This is a genomic window from Salinicola rhizosphaerae, from assembly GCF_014652715.1.
In the GTDB taxonomy this organism is placed as follows: Bacteria; Pseudomonadota; Gammaproteobacteria; order Pseudomonadales; family Halomonadaceae; genus Salinicola; species Salinicola rhizosphaerae.
Genome location: NZ_BMZI01000004.1, coordinates 503,906 through 521,110 on the forward strand (window position 1 = coordinate 503,906; position 17,205 = coordinate 521,110).

A 17,205-nucleotide genomic window follows, 5' to 3' on the forward strand; every position below is an offset into this window, starting at 1 on the left:
GCTCAGTCGCTCGAGACATCCTCGAGATCGTAGGCCGCCAGCGTGCCATCGTTACCGAGGGCATAGATGCGGCGCTCGCCGGTCAGCAGCGGTACGCTGAGGCCGTCATCGCCCAGCTCGACACGGCCGGTGAGTTCGCCGGTGGAAGCGTCGAGCAGGTGGATATAGCCCTCGTAGTCGCCCACGGCGATATTGCCGTCGACGAACGCCGGCGCCGTGAGCGAGCGGCCTTCCAGCGTGTCGGAATCCCACATCACGCGACCGGTATCGGCGTCGATCGCGAGAACGTGGCTTGCTGCGTTGACGGTGAACAGATAGTTGCCGACGACCAGCGGTGTCAGATAGCTGGATTCGTCGCGCTCCCACAGCACCTTGCCGGATGTCGCCTCGAGCGCCAGCAGTCGGCCATTGTAGCTGGTCACGAACAGACGCCCGTCCTGAGTCAGCACCGGCTGACCGTCGAGATCGACGAGCTGGTCGACTTCGGTACGGCCTTTGGGCACGGCAACACGCATGTCCCAGAGTGTCTGGCCGCTGCGGTTGTCGAGGGTCACCAGGCGTCCGTTGGCGAAGCCTGCAAATGTGACGGGCTCGATGGTGCGCGGCGCGCCGGTGCCGCGCAGTGTCAACGCCGGTTGGGAGCTTGAGTAGACCCAGCGCTCTTCGCCGCTGGCGCGATCGAGCGCGGTGACGGCACCGTCGACGCTCTGAACCACGACGAGTTGGCTGTTGACCTGCGGCGGCGCCAGCACTTCGCTGGAGACTCGCGAGGTCCACTCGACGCTGCCATCGTCGCGATCGACGGCCATGACTTCGCCGTTGCGGGTGCCGAGGTAGAGACGACCGGAATCGCCACCGATGCCGCTGGAGATCTGCGTGCCCAGCTGAACTTCCCACTCGGTGTCGCCGCTGTCCGTGGCGATCGCGCGCAGGTCGCCGTTTTCGTCGACGGCATAGATGGTGCCGCTGTCGACCAGAGGCACCAGCGGATAGCGAGCGCGGCCAAGACCTTCGCCGATGCTCTGGTCCCAACGCTCGTCGAGGTCGACCTTGGCGGTGAAGTCCTTCAGTTCCTTGGGCGGATACTGCGGTTCAACGCTGCCGGCACAGCCGGTCAGCAGCGTTGCGGTCAGGCCCAGAGGCAGAAGCAGGTGAGTCAATTTCATCAGGAGGCGTCCTCCACACCGAGGTCGTCGAGCTTGAACTGAAGGCCGTAGATCGTCTGGTCCGCATCCTGCGCCAGCGTCTGGGCCTGTTGATAGGCGTCACGAGCGTCGTCGGGGCGCTCGAGTGCGACGTAGGCGTCGCCAAGCACGCTCTGGCGCTGGGCTTCGAGCGCATCCGGCACGTTATCATTGAGCGTGTCCAGCGCGGCATCCGGGCTGCCGCCGGCGATCTGCAGGCGCGCCAGGTCGAGGCGTGCCACGCCCTGCATGTAGGGCCGCTCGCTGTTCGAGAGCACGTCGTTCAGGGCCTGGGTCGCACGTGTATCGTCATCGGCATTGACCGCGATCTTGGCTTCCAGCAGGCCGGCGAGATCGGCATAGAGCGTGCCGCCATGGTCGCTCTGCAAGCCGTCGGCCAGGTTGTAGGCCTCGTCGCGGGCATGGTCGTCGACATCGTCGGCGGCCGCAATCGATAGCAGCTGCTGATACGCCACGGAGGCTGCGGCAGACTGGCTCTCCTGATGGCGCTGCCAGGCGTGCCAGCCGAGCACGACCGCCACGGCGACAACGATGCCGATCAGCAGCGCGGTTCCGTTGGATTTCCACCACTGCTTGATGGCATCCAACTGCTCTTCTTCGGTTCTCAGCTCCGCCACGGGCGGTCTCCTTACACAATTGACTACGAGCTTCGACTGCGCCGGTTCCGGGGCGCGGTAGATAATCGCTACGAGCACAAGCTACGCATGCCGTGACAGTTCGGCGATGGCATCGTCGATGGAGAGCGTCTGCTGCTCGCCGTCATCGCGCAGCGGCTTGAGCGTCAGCTGACCATTGGCGATCTCGTCCTCGCCCAGAATGAGCGCGACCCGCGCCCCGCTGCGATCGGCGCGCCGTATCTGGCTCTTGAAGCTGCCGCCGCCGCAGTGTACCTGAAGTCGCAGGTCAGGCAGAGCGTCGCGCAGGCGCTCGCCGAGCAGCAGGGCCTGGCGCTCGGCCGCCTCGCCCATGGCGAGCAAATAGGCGTCGGCGCCGGCCTGGGCCTCTTGCGGAATCAGGTCGAGCGTTTCCAGCAGCAGAATCAATCGCTCGAGGCCGATCGCAAAACCGACCGCCGGGGTGGGTTTGCCGCCGAGCTGCTCGACCAGGCCATCGTAGCGACCGCCGCCGCAGACGGTGCCCTGGCTGCCCAATGCCGTGGTGGTCCACTCGAACACGGTACGGGAGTAGTAATCGAGCCCGCGCACCAGCCGTGGGTTGATGCGGTATTCGATGCCGGCGGCATCCAGCGTTGCCTTGAGCTGTTCGAAGTGCTCGCGCGACGCATCGTCGAGATGTTCGAGCAATCGAGGCGCGCCGGCCAGCATGTCGGCCATGGCCGGATTTTTCGAATCGAGAATACGCAGTGGATTGCTGACCAGGCGGCGTAGAGAGTCTTCGTCGAGGACGTCGCGGTGCGCCTCGAAGTAGTCGACCAGCGTCTGGCGGTAAGCCGCGCGGGCCTCCGGCGAGCCTAGCGAGTTGAGCTCCAGCGTGACCTGATCGGACATGCCCAGCTGGCGCCACAGACGGGCGGTCAACAGGATGATCTCGGCGTCGATGTCGGGGCCGGTCATGCCGTAGGCTTCGATGCCGATCTGATGGAACTGCCGATAGCGGCCTTTCTGCGGACGCTCGTAGCGGAACATCGGCCCCATGTACCAGAGCCGCTGGGTCTGGTTGTGCAGAAGTCCATGTTCCATCGACGCGCGGACTACCGCGGCGGTGTTTTCCGGGCGCAGGGTGAGACTTTCGCCGTTGCGGTCGTCGAAGGTATACATCTCCTTTTCGACCACGTCGGTGGCTTCGCCGATGGAGCGCGCGAACAGCGCCGTCTGCTCGACGATCGGGGTGCGAATCTCGCGGTAGTCGTAGCGATCGACCAGGGAGCGCAGCTGGCGCTCGACGTACTGCCACACGGGCGATCGATCCGGCAGCAGATCGTTCATGCCGCGAATGGCTTGTATCTTGTTGCTCACTGACACTCCTGACTCAATACGGAACCTGGTGTTCTCGGGGGCGATCGTTGACGCTGGGTCGATCAGATCTCGCGGGTGATCACGGCGCTGTCCCTGGTTTCCTTCTCTTTCGCTTTCTCGCGAATCAGCGCTTCGAGATCGTCGACCAGATGATCGTTGCGCAACTTGCTCGCCGGTTTGCCGTCGATGTAGACAAGGTTGGCCGGGCTACCGCCGGTCAGACCGACATCGGTCTCCTTGGCTTCGCCGGGGCCGTTGACCACGCAGCCGATCACCGAGACGTTCAGCGGGGTCATGACGTCTTCGAGGCGCTCCTCGAGCGCATTCATGGTGCCGATGACATCGAAATTCTGGCGCGAACAGCTCGGGCAGGCGATGAAGTTGATGCCCTTGGCGCGCAGCTTGAGGCTCTTGAGCATGTCGTAACCGACCTTGATCTCCTCGACCGGGTCGGCGGCGAGCGATACGCGAATGGTATCGCCGATGCCATCCATCAGCAGCATGCCGAGTCCGATGGACGACTTGACCGTGCCCGAGCGCAGGCCGCCGGCCTCGGTGATGCCGAGGTGCAGCGGCTGCTCGATCTGCTTGGCGAGCAGGCGGTAGGCGGAGACCGCCATGAACACATCGCTGGCCTTGACGCTGACCTTGAAGTCCGGGAAGTCGAGCCGGTCGAGATGATCGATATGCCGCATCGCCGATTCGACCAGCGCTTCCGGCGTCGGTTCGCCATATTTTTTCTGCAGGTCCTTCTCGAGCGAGCCGGCATTGACGCCGATACGGATCGGGATCCCGTTGGCGCGGGCGGCATCGACGACAGCTTTCACGCGATCCTCGCGACCGATATTGCCGGGATTGATGCGTAGGCAGTCGACGCCCAGGTCCGCCACGCGCAGCGCGATCCGGTAGTCGAAGTGGATATCGGCGACCAGCGGCACGTTGACGCGGCGCTTGATCTTGCCGAAGGCTTCCGCGGCATCCATGTCGGGTACCGACACGCGCACGATGTCCGCGCCGGCCAGTTCCAGACGCTCGATCTGGGCGACCGTGGCGTCGACGTCGAGCGTGTCGGTGTTGGTCATGCTCTGCACGGCGATCGGTGCGCCGCCGCCGACGGCGACCTTGCCGACGTGAATCTGTCGGGAAGGGCGGCGGGTGATCGGAGATGGCGTATGCATGGCGCTTCTCAGTCTCCCAGTGTGAAGCGGGCGACGTTGTTGCCGCCCGTGTATTGGCCAAGGTCGACCGGCTCGCCGCGGTATTCGAGCGAGACGCCGCTGGCATTGCCGATGGTCAGGCGGAAGGGCGGAGTGCCTTCGGCCGTCGCCTGGCTGCCGGCGGACTGCAAGCCGCTGAAGATCCGGTCGTCGTTGGCATCATAGATTTCCGTCCATGACTCTTCGTTGAAGGTCAGGGACAGCGTGTTGGCGCTCGCGGTGGCAGCCTGATCGGTCGTTTCGCTACTGGTGCTGGCATTGGCAGTCGTATCGCTCGATTCGCCATCGCTGCCGCTCTCGGCGGTGCCGTCGCTGTTCGCGGCTGTCGAGTCTGCCGTCGTCGCGGTGCCACTCACGGCGCTGTCGTCGATCTGCTCGGCTTGCCGCTCGCCGGCGTCCGGAGTGGAAGTCTCGGCACTGGCCGCCACACCGCCGCTGTCGAGATTGCCGGTGCCGGGCGCATCGAGGTCGCTTGCGTCAGTGGCGGCCGGCGTATTCTGCGGGGTCGAGGTCGGCGGCAGGGCGGTGTCGCTGTTGGGCGTCATCGTGCTGTCACCGCTGCCCAGCGAGTCGGTGGCGGCAGGTGAGTCGCCACCGCCGAAGACATCATTGCCTTCGCGGCTCTGCCACCACAGCAGTGTCAGGGCAATAAGCCCGACGATCACCAGCAGCGTGAAGAGCCGGAATACCCAGGCGCCGACGCGTGAAGGCGGTCGCGCGGTGTTGACCGGCGACAGCTTGCGGTCGATGTCGGCGCGCCCGTGCTTGGCGTCGTAGGCGCCGACCACGAGGGTTTCGTCCATGCCGAGCAGGCGCGCGTAGGCCCGTACGTAGCCGCGTCGGTAGGCGGCAATCGGCACCTGGTCGAACTGATCTTCCTCGAGGCCGGTGACGACGATGGGGCGCAGATTGAGCTGGAGCGCGATCTCGTCGAGGCTCAGTCCCTGGCGCTCGCGTTCGCGTCTGAGCATGATGCCCGCCGTCTCGTGCGCGTCGCGGGGCGTTTCGTTGATCTTCGGTGTCGACTCGTTCGTTTCGCTCATGGGCGAAAATCCTTCTGATCTCTCTCGAGGCCGGGTTCGGCCCGCTCTCGATTACGGGGTCTGTTCGCCACGGGAACCGTCTAGCTGCTGACGATAAAAGGCGGCACGCGTTGCGTCCCCCTGGGCGCTGGCGATGTCGCTCGCCAGGCGCAGGCTGTCGGCGCTGGTGCCGGCCACGGTGAAATAACGCTGCAAGCGTTCCCAGGCGCGTTCGTCGTCGCCCTGCGTATGATCGATCTCTGCCAGAGCCAGCAGGCTGCGTGCGTCGCTGCCGTTGATGTCGAGCGCGCGCCGGTAGGCGGCCTGCGCGGCGTCGATATCGTTGGTGGTCATCCGGCATTGGCCCAGATTGGCGAAGAGCTGGGCTCTGTTGGTATAGGTAATGTCCTGGCTTGCGATGTCCAGCTGTTCGCATGCGGCCGCGTAGCGCTTGAGTTGATAGAGCAGTGCGGCGTAGTTGTTGCGGATACGGGTCGTTTCCGGCGCCGCCTCGAGCGCGCGCTGGAAGAAGGTGTCGGCCAGTTCGAATTCGCGTTGACGCTGATAGAGCAGCGCCAATCCTTCGAGCGCATCTCCGTCGCCCGGATCCAGCTCCAGCGCGTGTTCGAGCGCCTGCTGGGCCCGGGGCTGATTGTTCTCCGCCAGGTAGGCCTTGCCCAATCGGGTATAGGCCGCCGCAGCATCCTGCGGGTCGCTCGGCTTCGGGCCGTTGGAGGAGACCGCCGTGGCACAGCCGCTCAACAGCCACGCCACGCCCATCGCGATACCGGCACCGCGTATCGAGGATGGGGTGAAATGACGGACCATGTAAGACTCTCCCGGAGCCGAAACGACGACGGCGGTGCATGTCGTGTCCCGAGCGGCTGAAAATAAAGCAGTTTTGGGGCTCCCATCAAAGCGCCGAGCCCGGTCGAAGTCAAGGCGACGGACCGTCGGCGCTAGCGCTGGAACCCGCTCGATCCTACGTCAGGCGCCGCACTGACGACTTTGGCGCCCCCTTGCCTCAGTCGGCGTCGAGCTGAATGGACTGGATGTAGCGCTCATGACGACGAGTGCGATCCTTGACGCGGCCGACCAACTGGCCGCAGGCGGCATCGATATCGTCACCGCGGGTGGTGCGCACCGTTGCCGTGTGTCCCAGCTCGTAGAGCCAGCTCTGGAAGCGCATGACCTGGTTGCGCGATGGCTTCTCGTAACCCGAATGGGGGAAAGGGTTGAACGGGATCAGGTTGATCTTGCACGGAATGTCGGCTAGCAGTTCGATCAGCTGCCGTGCGTGTTCCTGTTGATCGTTGATGTCCTTGATCAAGGTGTACTCGATGGTGATGTGGCGCGCGTCACCGAGCTTGCCAAGGTAGCGTTTGCACGCTTCGAGCAGCATCTGAATGTTGTACTTGCGATTGAGCGGCACCAGTTCGTTGCGCAACTCGTCATTGGCCGCGTGCAGCGAGATCGCCAGGCTGACGTCGATCTCGTCGCCGAGCTTGTCGATCATCGGCACGACGCCGGAAGTCGACAGCGTGACCCGGCGCTTGGATAGACCGTAAGCGTTGTCGTCGAGCATGAGCTTCATCGACGGCACCACGTTGTCATAGTTGAGCAGCGGTTCGCCCATGCCCATCATGACCACGTTGGTGATCGCACGGCGGCCATCCGCGGCGCTCATGCGGCCACCGGCACGCTGCTGCGCCACCCATACCTGGCCGATGATCTCGGCGCTGGTCAGGTTGCGCTGAAACCCCTGCTTGCCGGTCGAACAGAAGCTGCAGTCCAGCGAGCAGCCGACCTGGGACGAGACACACAGCGTTCGCCGCGTGCCATTGTCCGCCGGAATCAGCACCGTCTCGACGTAGCTGCCGTCCTCGACCTCGAGCACCCATTTGCGGGTGCCATCGCTCGATGTGCCCTCGTACACCACGCCCGGTCCGCGAATCTCGGCGTGCTCGGCCAGGCGCGCGCGCAGCGGCTTGGAGAGGTTCGTCATCGACTCGAAGTCGTTGCAACCCTCCTGGTGAATCCACTTCATGACCTGGGCGGCGCGAAACTTTTTCTCGCCCAGCGAGACGAAGAAGGTCTCCATCTGCTCGCGAGAGAGCCCCAGGAGATTGGTGCGGGGAGTGGTGGCGGTAGCAGCGCTCATGGCAACGGCTCGGGATGGGGTTGGAGGTATGGGAGGACGACGAAGGCCGGCGCTAGGCGCCGGCCCGGATCTCGCTCAGCGCAAGGTTCAGCCGCGCGGGCAGATCTCGTCGTCGCTGAAGAAGTAGCTGACTTCGCGTGCCGCGGATTCCGGTGCATCGGAACCATGAGCCGCGTTGGCGTCGATGGACGTGGCGAAATCGGCGCGGATCGTGCCGGGTGCGGCTTCTTTCGGGTTGGTCGCGCCCATCAGCTCGCGGTTCTTGGCAATGGCGCCTTCACCTTCCAGCACCTGGACCATGACCGGGCCGGACGTCATGAACGCGACCAGGTCGTTGAAGAAGCCGCGCTCGGCGTGTTCGGCGTAGAAACCCTCTGCCTGCGCCTTGGAGAGGTGCAGCATCTTGGCAGCGACGATCTGCAGACCGGCTTTTTCGAAACGGCTGTAGATATCGCCGATCACGTTCTTGGCAACGGCATCGGGCTTGATGATGGAAAGCGTACGCTCGGTGGCCATGACTTCGGTCTCCTGGCTGATGATGAAGCGAGTGCGACGGTCGCGCTCGCGATTTTCGATCGGATGATGTGAGACGACGCGCCATCGAGAGCGGTGGCGCGTCGTTCGAAATCCTCATGTCGGTGACGCTACCGTCGAGGGCGCGCCAGCCGGAAAAGCGCGCCATTGTAGCCCAAGCGCTCGACTTGCGCACCCCGGGCGACGCTGCCTTGAAGAGGGCCGCCTCCGCGCGATCGGGCTTCGCCTTGGCGGTCCTCCGGTGAACCTAGACGTTGAAGCTCTCGCCGCATCCGCATTCGTCGGTCACGTTCGGGTTGTTGAAGCGGAAGAAGCGATTCAGGCCTTCGCTGACGTAGTCGACTTCGGTGCCATCGAGGATCTCGAGAGCCTCTCTGTCCACCAGCACCTTGACGCCGCGGGCCTCGAAGGCCACATCGCTTTCCTGGAGCTCATCGGCGATGTCGAGCACGTAGCTAAAGCCGGAACAGCCGCTCGGCTTGACCGCGACGCGTAGTCCGAGACCGCTGCCTCGCTCTTTGAGCACTTGCTGAATCTGGTCGGCAGCGGCTTCGCTGATCGTGATGTTTTGCATGGCATTTCTCCCTGCGTGAGAGGCGGCGACCGATCGCCGCCTCTCAACGGTGATTCGTGGCTGTCTGACGGTTGGGCACAGTGTCGGCAAGCGTTTCGGATTCCCGGCGCAACCCGGCAAGTGCGCGCCGGATCTCGTCGACGGCGCGATCGATCTCGTCTGCCGTCGTGAAACGACCGAAGCTGAAACGGATCGATGCCAGCGCCTGGGTCCGGGGAATTCCGATGCCCTTGAGCACATAGGAGGGCTCGACGCTGGCCGAGTTGCAAGCCGAGCCGGTCGAGACGGCGAGCCCGCGCAGCGCCATCAGCAGCGATTCGCCATCGACACCGTCGAACGCCAGATTGACGATGTTCGGCACGCTGTCAGCCAGTGGCGAGTGGTTGTGAATGCCCTGGCACTCGCTGAGCCCATCGAGAAAACGCTGACGAAGGGCGTCGACATGCCTGGCATCGCGCTCGCGTTCGTCGCGCGCCAGCTCGAAGGCTTCGCCCATACCGACAATCTGGTGGGTCGGCAGCGTACCGGAGCGCATGCCGCGTTCGTGGCCGCCGCCGTGGATCAGTGCTTCGAGTCGCAGATCCGGGTCGCGTCTGACATAGAGCGCGCCGACCCCTTTGGGCCCGTAGACCTTGTGGCCGGAGAGCGACATCAAATCGATCCCCATCGCCTCGACATCCAGCGCCAGGCGTCCGGAAGCCTGAGCGGCATCGACGTGGAAGCGGGCGCCGAACTCGTGCGAGACGGCTGACAGCGCGGCGAGGTCGTTGATACTGCCCAGCTCGTTGTTGACCGCCATCAGCGACACCAGCGCCGTGTCGGGACGCATGACGCGGCGCAGCGCCTCGGGCGAGACACGGCCATCGCTCTCCGGTGCGACCCAACTGACCTCGAAGCCTTCGGCTTCGAGTGCGATGGCGGTGTCGATGATCGCCTTATGTTCGATCGTCGAGGTCACCAGGTGGCGGCCCCGTGCTCGGTTGGCGCGCAGGAAACCGATCAGGGCAAGGTTGTCCGCCTCGGTCGCGCCGGAGGTCCAGACGATCTCGCGCGGGTCGGCGTTGATCAGATCGGCGACCTGTCGGCGAGCGCCCTCGACCGCCTGCTCGGCGAGCCAGCCGGGCATGTGGCTGCGCGAGGCCGGATTGGCGAAGACACCATCCTGGCCGAGATGACGCATCATCTTGTCGACCACACGAGGATCGGCAGGTGTGGTCGCGGCATAATCGAGATAGATCGGAGCGCTCATGGCAAGAGAGTTTCCTGACGGACGGTCGCGCGCGGCGCAAGGTGCTGTTGCCCGGTCCAGCCGGGTCTCGCTTCAGCGTAGCTCAAGCGGCTTGCTGCGTAGCTCACGTGAAGGGTCACGATGACGATACCGTGATGGTGGCCGGGTCGTTTTCGAGCGAGTCTAGCGCTGCTTTCTGGCGCTGGGCGATGGTGCGGACCTCTTCGCGGCGCACCAGTTCCTGCAGGCTGATATCGCTCAGAAATCGCTGGATCTCGTCGGATAGATCGCACCACAAATGGTGCGTGATGCATTTACTGCCCTGCTGGCAGTCGGCCTGCCCATGACAGCGAGTCGCGTCCACCGACTCGTTGACGGCGTCGATGACGCCGGCCACGGAGATCTCCGCGGTCTCGCGGCCGAGCCGATAGCCACCACCGGGACCGCGCACACTGGTCACCAGCTTGGCACGGCGCAGCTTGGCGAAGAGCTGCTCGAGATAAGAGAGCGATATGTCCTGGCGCCTGGAAATATCAGCCAGGCAGACAGGGCCCTGATCGGCGTTGAGTGCTAGATCGAGCATGGCGGTGACGGCGTAGCGGCCTTTCGTGGTCAGACGCATCGGCGGAGATCGGCGGTCGCGGAAAAGATGCCGGCATTATGGAAAAACCGAGTGAAACGGTCAACCATTCTGCCGGCGGCCCGACGAGCGCCGATCATCAGTGCCGATCACCTGTGCTCATGATGACGACGATTCTCGCCTGCTCGCCTGCTCGCCTGCTCGCCTGCTCGCCTGCTCGCCAGCGCTGGCGGTTGTCGCCGCTAGCGCAGGCGCTTGTCGATCGTGCCGAGTATCCCGCGCAGGATGTTCATCTCCATGCTGTCGAGATGCGCGCGCATGAACAGCCGGCGCAGACGGGCCATCAGCTGGCGAGGGTTATCCGGATCGTGGAACTCGAGCGCGATCAGCGTCTTTTCCAGGTGATCGAAGAAACGCTCCATGTCGGCGTGCGTCGCCGGTGGGTTGTCCCATGCGACGCCGAAGGGCTGCGCGGTTTCCGGATCGGTCGCTTGGGCCGTGATCTCTTCATGGGCGAGAAACGCCTGTCGGCATTCATAAGCGATAACCTGCACGGCAGCGGCCAGGTTCAGGGAGCTGAATTCGGGGTTGGTCGGGATGTGCACATGCCGATGACAGCGCTGCAATTCGGCATTGGTCAGCCCGGTATCTTCGCGGCCGAAGACCAGCGCGACGCGACTCGATGGCTGAGCCAGCGATTCGGGCAGGCTCTCGGCCAGCGCGCGGGGCGTGATCATCGGCCACGGCAGGGTTCGCGAGCGCGCGCTGGCGCCGACGACCAGTGTGCAGGCCTCGACCGCTGATTCCAGCGACTCGAATACGCTGGCGGATTCGACGATCGCGTTGGCCCCGGAAGCGCGGGAGTAGGCCTCACGGTCTTGAGGGTCGCAGCGCGGCGTGACCAGGGCGAGATCGTCAAGGCCCATGTTGCGCATGGCGCGGGCGGCGCCGCCGATGTTGCCGGGGTGGCTGGTGCCGATGAGAACGATACGAAGTCGGTCGAGCATGGGAGGCGAGAGCAGGTCCGATGAAAAATGACGGGATGGCGCGACCCGTTGCGGGCGGGGCGCCGGCAAAAGCCGTAGTCTAGCATGAGTCGATTCTGCTAGACTGCGCGCGTTCTTTAACAGCTCTCGACACCCCAAGGCCAGATCCATGCATCCTATGGTTCAATACGCGCTGCGTGCCGCTCGCAGCGCCGCTGAGCAGTTCGTTCGCATTCGCGACCGACTCGAAGTCAGCCACGACGAGCAGGCGACCGCCAGTCTGCTCGAGGATACGGCGCGCAACGCCGAAACGCTGATCGTGCATCAGCTCTCCCGTGGCTATCCCCAGCACGGCGTCGCCGGACGTTTCACGCCCTATCGTGAAGGCAAAGGCGAAGAGCGTGACACGGTGTGGCACATCGAGCCTTTCCACGGCGAGTCCAATCTCGGCGTGGCGAGCCGCCAGTTCGCGATCTCGATGGTTTGTCTGGTCAAGGGGCGTCCCGAGCACGCCATCGTCGTCTGTCCGTTCAGCGATGACGAGTTCCTGATCAGCCGCGGGCGCGGCGCTCAGGGCAACGGCAAGCGCATGCGCGTCTCGAAAGCGGGCGGCGTCAACGGTGCTCGTGTCTCGCTCTCATGGCCGACCGTCGAGTACCGCTCGCGCTGGCTGCCTCAGTACCTCACGGTCGTCGAGCGCCTCGGCCCGCAGATCGACTCCCTGATCGGCAGCGGCTGTGCCCTGCTCGACATCATCGAGTTCGCCGCTGGCCGTACCGATGCCGCTTTCGTGCTGGGTCTGGAAGAGCAGGATCGCTGGGTCGGCTCGCTGCTGCTGAAAGAGTCTGGCGCGCTGGCCGGCGGTATCGATGGCTCGCCCAGTCTGGAAGACGGCGGCAGCCTCATGGCCGCCGGGCCGAGGCTCTACAAGGCGCTGGCGCAGCAGCTGAAGGCGAGCGTCTGATTCAGGACTGTCGAATGGCCGCGTAACTGCTCATACACCCCGTCGGCGACTGCCGGCGGGGTGTTTTCGTTGGCGGCAATGCCGGTTCATGGTCCCGTCAGGGCGCAAGGCTCTAGCGGCGAGCGACGCCCGGCAGAATACAGAGCATCTCGAACAGCAGGTTGGCGGCGACGACGGCCGTCTGACCGTGGGCATCGTAGGGCGGTGAGACCTCGACCAGATCACAGCCGACGATATCGAGACCGTACGCCCCGCGAATGATCTCCAGCGCCTGCGGGATGGTCAGGCCGCCGATCTCGACCGTGCCGGTGCCCGGCGCGTAGGCGGGGTCGAGGCTGTCGATATCGAAACTCAAGTAGACCGGCCCGCCGCCGACCTTGTCTCGAATCTCCGTCATCAGCGGCGTCAGGCTCTGGTGCCAGCATTCTTCGGCGGGGACGACACGAAAACCCTGCTCGCGCCCCCAGTCGAACTCCTCGGCGGAATAGCCGGTGCCGCGCAGACCGATCTGGGCGACCCGGTTCGTATCCAGCAGCCCCTCTTCGACCGCGCGACGAAACGGCGTGCCGTGGGCGATCTCCTCGCCGAACATATGCTCGTTGATATCGGCGTGGGCATCGACATGAATCAGGCCGACCGGGCCGTGCTTCTTGGCCATGGCGCGCAGGATCGGCAGGGCGATGGTGTGGTCGCCGCCCAGGGTCAGGGGAATGACGTCGTGCGTCAGCAGGTCGTTATAGTAGCGCTCGATGATGCCGACGCTCTTCTTGAGATCGAAGGTGTTGATCGGCACATCGCCGATGTCCGCCACCTGCAGGCTTTCGAAGGGGGCGGCGCGGGTCGCCATGTTGAACGGCCGCAGCATGCGTGATTCATCGCGAATCTGGCGCGGGCCGAAACGGGTGCCGGGGCGGTTGGAGGTCCCGATGTCCATGGGGATGCCGACGAAGCAGGCATCCAGCCCGGTGGCATCTTTCTGTGTCGGTAGGCGCATCATGGTGGCGGGGCCGCCGAAGCGAGGCATCTCGTTGCCGCCCAAGGGCTGGTTGAGGCTCGAGGCGTCCGGATGTGGGGTTATCATGGGGATTCTCCTGGGGCGGCACGTCGGTGCCGCCGTGTCTTGTGTCACGCGTCGGCGAGCGTCGACTCGAGTCCGATAAAGCGTTTGAGGCGCGCATCCGCGCTGGTGCGAATGGCGGCGGGCGGAGCGTCGGTCTGTACCTCGCCGTGTTCCATGAACACCACGCGGTCGGCGATCGACATCGCGAACTCCATCTCATGGGTGACGATCAGCATCGTCATCCCTTCTTCCGCCAGATCGCGAATGACCTTGAGCACGTCGCCGACCAGCTCCGGGTCGAGCGCCGAAGTCGGCTCGTCGAACAGCATGATGTCGGGCTGCATAGCCAGCGCCCGGGCGATGGCGACGCGCTGCTGCTGGCCACCGGAGAGCTGGTGCGGGTACTTGTCGGCGTGGGCCAGCAGGCCGACCTTGTCGAGCAGCGCAAGCGCCGTGTCTCGCTTGGCGGCCCCCTCGCCCATGGCGTGGTAGCGCGGCCCCATTAGAACGTTGTCGGCGATGGTGCGATGCGGGAACAGATTGAAGCCCTGGAACACCATGCCGACGCGGTGGATGCCGGCACGGAAACTGGCCGACTGGCGCTCACCCGCCTTCAGGAAGCTTTCGCCGAAGAGCACGATCTCGCCCCCATCCAGTGGCTCGAGCCCGTTGACGGTGCGAATCAGCGAGGTCTTGCCGCTGCCGGACGGGCCGATGATCGTGATTACCTCACCAGCGCCGACCTGGATATCGATGCCCTTGAGGACTTCATTATCGCCGTAGCGCTTATGAATATCGCGCAGCTGCAGGGCGGGGGGCTGCCCGGCGCTGGGGGTCACGCCGGCGGCACGCGGCGGCGGCGGAAGCTGGTCACGAAGCTTTGCTACCTGGGCGTCGCTCAGGGTCGGGGCGCGGCGCTTCTGCAGGTCGAGATGACGCTCCAGCCACTGCAGCAGCCAGCCGACCACGGTGACGATCATCACGTAGTAGATGGCCACTGCTGCCAGCGTCTCCAGGACCAGGAAGTTGGAGGCGTAGAGGCGCTGACCGACGAGCAGGATCTCTGTCAGGGAAATCACCGAGACCAGCGAAGTCAGCTTGACGATGGTGATGTATTCGTTGGTCAGCGTCGGCAGCGCGATGCGAAACGCCTGCGGCAGCACCACCAGCCGCTGCATGCCGAGGGCGCGGATACCGAGGGCACGGGCGGCCTCACGCTGACCTTGTGGCACCGAGAGCAGGCCGCCCCGGTGAATCTCCGCCATGTAGGCCGCTTCAGTCAGAATCAGCGAGATAAGGCCGGCATAGAACGACTGCGACAGCAAGCCACGCAATGAGGGCACTAGCTGAGGCAAGTTGTAGACGAAGATCAGCAGCACCAGCAGCGGTACGCTGCGGAAAAACCAGATGTAGAGCGAAACGGGCCAGCGCAGCCACGCGTGGCGAGACTGCTTGGCGAGGGCCAGCACGAAACCTATGCCCATGCCGATAAGCCAGGAGAGCAGACTCAGCTGGATGACGGTCAGGCAGGCGCGCCAGAAATCGCCCACCGAGAATAGCGACAGGAAGTAGGGCCAATCGAATTGCATCAGAGGTCCCGAAACGTGTTGGATGAGCAGGCTCCAGCCGCAAACGAGCGGCTGGACAAGAACCGGAATCAGGCAGGTTCTAGGTCATACTTCTTTAACAGCGTTCGGTACTCATCGGTGGCCTTGAAGGCTTCGACGGCGTCTTTCAAAGCGTCATAGAGAGGCTGGTTTCCTTTCTTGACGTAGATGCCGAGAGTTTCCGGATAGAGAGCATGGTCCGAACTGATAGTGATGCGGCCGCGAGACTTTTCGGCGATGGCGTTAGATGCACTCACGATCTCCATGTGGGCTTGAATATTGCCGGACAGAAGCGCCTGAGAAGTCTCCGACGAAGTCGGATATTCACGAACCTGAACCGGTCCCTTGCCATTGGGCTCACAATAGTCGCTCGAGAGTTTACTGAGCTTGGCGACCCAAGATGTACCCTGCTGAAGACCGACTGTCAGACCGCAGAGATCTTCGGGCTCCTTTGGCTGTACGCTGCTGTCGGCCAGGACCATGATCGCTGCCCCGGTTTTTGCGTAAGGTATGGCATCGGCCTGTTTGGTGCGATCGGGCAGGATATACATGCCGGAAATGATGGTGTCGAAGCGGCCGCTATTGAGACCCAGGATCAGGTTGGGGAAGCGGGTGTCGAAGTAGTCGACCTCGAGGCCCAGGCGATCGGCGAGTGCTTCGGAGACTTCCGGGTCGAAGCCGACCACGTCGTCGCCGTCGTAGGACTCGAACGGCGGATAGGCGATCTCCATGCCCACGGTCAGTACACCGTCGTTCAGCGTCGGCGGCGTCTCGACTGCTAGACTCGGCGCGGCGGTGAGCAGGCCGATTAGGCCGGCACTGAAGGCGGAGAGAGCGGTCTTGCGAATGTCGAATGTCATGGCAGTGGTTCCTGTTGGCTTGTTGTTGGCTTGTTGTTGGCTATGGGATCCAGCGTTGTCTGTCTGGTGCGCTGTCATTGCCGAGGCCGGCCCCGACGAGGGGCCGTTCGGCCTTTCGCCGCGCGCGAGGTCGCAGTGCCGCGGGGGCGGCGTTTACTCATCGGTCTGTGCATGCTTGAGGTGGCCGAAGCTCGAGGGTTTGCGTGAGCCCTCCGGCAGCGCCAGCTCACCGTTCGCGACCTTGCGCTGCAGATAGCGATAGGTCTGCAGTGCCTGGCTCCACATGTGATCGCCGACGGCGACGGCCTCGTAGTTCGTGCTGCTCTCGGCGAACTGTGGCAGCGGCTTCACCTGGGTGTGGTAGTCGCAGGCGTAGAACAGCGGGAAGGAGTAGCGCTCCTCCTTGACACTGCGCACGCGGTGCGCCGTGGCGACGAAGGCGCCGTTGGTCATGATCTCGAGCATGTCGCCGATATTGACCACGAAGCCGTTGTCGACCGGCGGGGCGTCGATCCACTCGCCGAGATCGTTCATGACCTCGAGGCCCGGGGTGCGCGAGTAAAGGATCGTGAAGCATTCATAATCGGTATGGGCGCCGATACCGGGGGCATCCTGGGCCTCGCCGTCGAACGGGTAGTGGATCAGGCGCAGCTTGGAGGGCGGGGCCGTCACCAGCGATTCGAAATAGTTCTCCGGCTGCCCCAGCGCCAGCGCGAAGCCGCGGAAGAGTCGCGTGCCGAGAGCGAAGACCGCGTCGTAATAAGCCTTGATGGCGTCGTGGAAGCCCGGCAGCGGCGGCCATTCGTTGGGGCCGATCAGCGGTGTACCGGCCACGTAGAGCGGGTGATCCTCGCCGACCTCGAAACCGACGTCGAAGGCTTCCTTGTGATCGGTCTTCTTCGAGTAGACCTCTTCGCCTTCGGGCACGAATCCCTTGTGGCTGCGCGAGCTGCCGATGTACTGCTGCATCTTGGCCTCGAGCGGCTGGTCGAAGTAGCGGCGGGCGGCGTCGTGCAGATCGTCGATCAGCCTCGGATCAATGCCATGACCGACGATATGCAGAAAGCCGATGTTGCGTGCGGCATTGCCCAAAGCGTTGGCCACGGCCTGGCGTTCGGTCAAACGCTCGCTGAACAGGCCGCTGATATCGATGACCGGGATTTTGGTGAAGCGCTTGAGGTTGTCGGTGTTGTCTTTGTCTTTGTTGTGGAAGTCGTTCATGCCTGGCTCC

The 17,205-nt window shown here is 64.1% G+C and carries 17 protein-coding genes; 1 reads left to right on the top strand and 16 read right to left on the bottom strand.

The genetic code is table 11. The annotated features are described in order from the left end of the window. Positions 1–2: 2 nt before the first annotated feature. From bamB to IE125_RS11150, 12 genes are all read right to left on the bottom strand, one after another. Entirely contained in the window at positions 3–1,166 is a 1,164-nt protein-coding gene (gene bamB, locus IE125_RS11095) for an outer membrane protein assembly factor BamB (protein ID WP_189444714.1), read from the bottom strand. Then, complete coding sequence (locus IE125_RS11100) at positions 1,166–1,822, bottom strand: YfgM family protein (RefSeq protein WP_189444715.1); 657 nt, start codon at positions 1,820–1,822, stop codon at positions 1,166–1,168. Before IE125_RS11100 ends, bamB begins: the two co-directional genes overlap by 1 nt. A gap of 81 nt (positions 1,823–1,903) precedes the next feature. Then, on the bottom strand, positions 1,904–3,181 hold the full coding sequence (gene hisS / locus IE125_RS11105; protein ID WP_189444716.1) for a histidine--tRNA ligase: 1,278 nt from the start codon (positions 3,179–3,181) through the stop codon (positions 1,904–1,906). A gap of 62 nt (positions 3,182–3,243) precedes the next feature. Next, entirely contained in the window at positions 3,244–4,359 is a 1,116-nt protein-coding gene (gene ispG / locus IE125_RS11110) for a flavodoxin-dependent (E)-4-hydroxy-3-methylbut-2-enyl-diphosphate synthase (RefSeq protein WP_189444717.1), read from the bottom strand. An 8-nt stretch (positions 4,360–4,367) separates the two neighbouring features. Continuing rightward, entirely contained in the window at positions 4,368–5,441 is a 1,074-nt protein-coding gene (locus IE125_RS11115; protein ID WP_189444718.1) for a RodZ domain-containing protein, read from the bottom strand. A 51-nt stretch (positions 5,442–5,492) separates the two neighbouring features. Continuing rightward, positions 5,493–6,248 (bottom strand): type IV pilus biogenesis/stability protein PilW, encoded by a 756-nt coding sequence (gene pilW / locus IE125_RS11120; RefSeq protein ID WP_189444719.1) that lies wholly within the window; start codon positions 6,246–6,248, stop codon positions 5,493–5,495. Positions 6,249–6,444: 196 nt separating this feature from the next. Next, entirely contained in the window at positions 6,445–7,581 is a 1,137-nt protein-coding gene (gene rlmN, locus IE125_RS11125; RefSeq protein ID WP_189444720.1) for a dual-specificity RNA methyltransferase RlmN, read from the bottom strand. A gap of 87 nt (positions 7,582–7,668) precedes the next feature. After that, entirely contained in the window at positions 7,669–8,097 is a 429-nt protein-coding gene (gene ndk, locus IE125_RS11130; protein ID WP_189444721.1) for a nucleoside-diphosphate kinase, read from the bottom strand. Between the two features lie 265 nt (positions 8,098–8,362). Further along, a complete protein-coding gene (locus IE125_RS11135) occupies positions 8,363–8,689 on the bottom strand; it encodes a HesB/IscA family protein (protein WP_189444722.1) in 327 nt (108 codons plus the stop codon). 43 nt (positions 8,690–8,732) lie between these two features. Further along, on the bottom strand, positions 8,733–9,938 hold the full coding sequence (locus IE125_RS11140) for an aminotransferase class V-fold PLP-dependent enzyme (RefSeq protein ID WP_189444723.1): 1,206 nt from the start codon (positions 9,936–9,938) through the stop codon (positions 8,733–8,735). Positions 9,939–10,053: 115 nt separating this feature from the next. Then, positions 10,054–10,539 (bottom strand): Fe-S cluster assembly transcriptional regulator IscR, encoded by a 486-nt coding sequence (gene iscR, locus IE125_RS11145; protein WP_189444724.1) that lies wholly within the window; start codon positions 10,537–10,539, stop codon positions 10,054–10,056. A gap of 200 nt (positions 10,540–10,739) precedes the next feature. Then, complete coding sequence (locus IE125_RS11150; RefSeq protein WP_189444725.1) at positions 10,740–11,504, bottom strand: RNA methyltransferase; 765 nt, start codon at positions 11,502–11,504, stop codon at positions 10,740–10,742. A 148-nt stretch (positions 11,505–11,652) separates the two neighbouring features. Between IE125_RS11150 and IE125_RS11155 the strand changes: the two genes are divergently transcribed. Further along, entirely contained in the window at positions 11,653–12,447 is a 795-nt protein-coding gene (locus IE125_RS11155) for an inositol monophosphatase family protein (RefSeq protein WP_189444726.1), read from the top strand. A 112-nt stretch (positions 12,448–12,559) separates the two neighbouring features. Here the strand turns inward: IE125_RS11155 and speB are convergent, their stop codons facing one another. The 4 genes from speB to IE125_RS11175 all read right to left on the bottom strand — a co-directional run bounded on the left by speB (position 12,560) and on the right by IE125_RS11175 (position 17,195). After that, positions 12,560–13,528: an agmatinase gene (gene speB / locus IE125_RS11160; protein ID WP_189444727.1), complete on the bottom strand. Its 969-nt coding sequence runs from the start codon at positions 13,526–13,528 to the stop codon at positions 12,560–12,562. A gap of 44 nt (positions 13,529–13,572) precedes the next feature. Further along, positions 13,573–15,096, bottom strand: coding sequence for an amino acid ABC transporter permease/ATP-binding protein (locus IE125_RS11165; RefSeq protein ID WP_189444728.1), 1,524 nt, complete (start codon positions 15,094–15,096; stop codon positions 13,573–13,575). A gap of 68 nt (positions 15,097–15,164) precedes the next feature. Beyond that, positions 15,165–16,052 (bottom strand): ABC transporter substrate-binding protein, encoded by an 888-nt coding sequence (locus IE125_RS11170; RefSeq protein WP_229809058.1) that lies wholly within the window; start codon positions 16,050–16,052, stop codon positions 15,165–15,167. Positions 16,053–16,127: 75 nt separating this feature from the next. Beyond that, on the bottom strand, positions 16,128–17,195 hold the full coding sequence (locus tag IE125_RS11175; RefSeq protein ID WP_189444729.1) for an isopenicillin N synthase family dioxygenase: 1,068 nt from the start codon (positions 17,193–17,195) through the stop codon (positions 16,128–16,130). Positions 17,196–17,205: the final 10 nt, after the last annotated feature.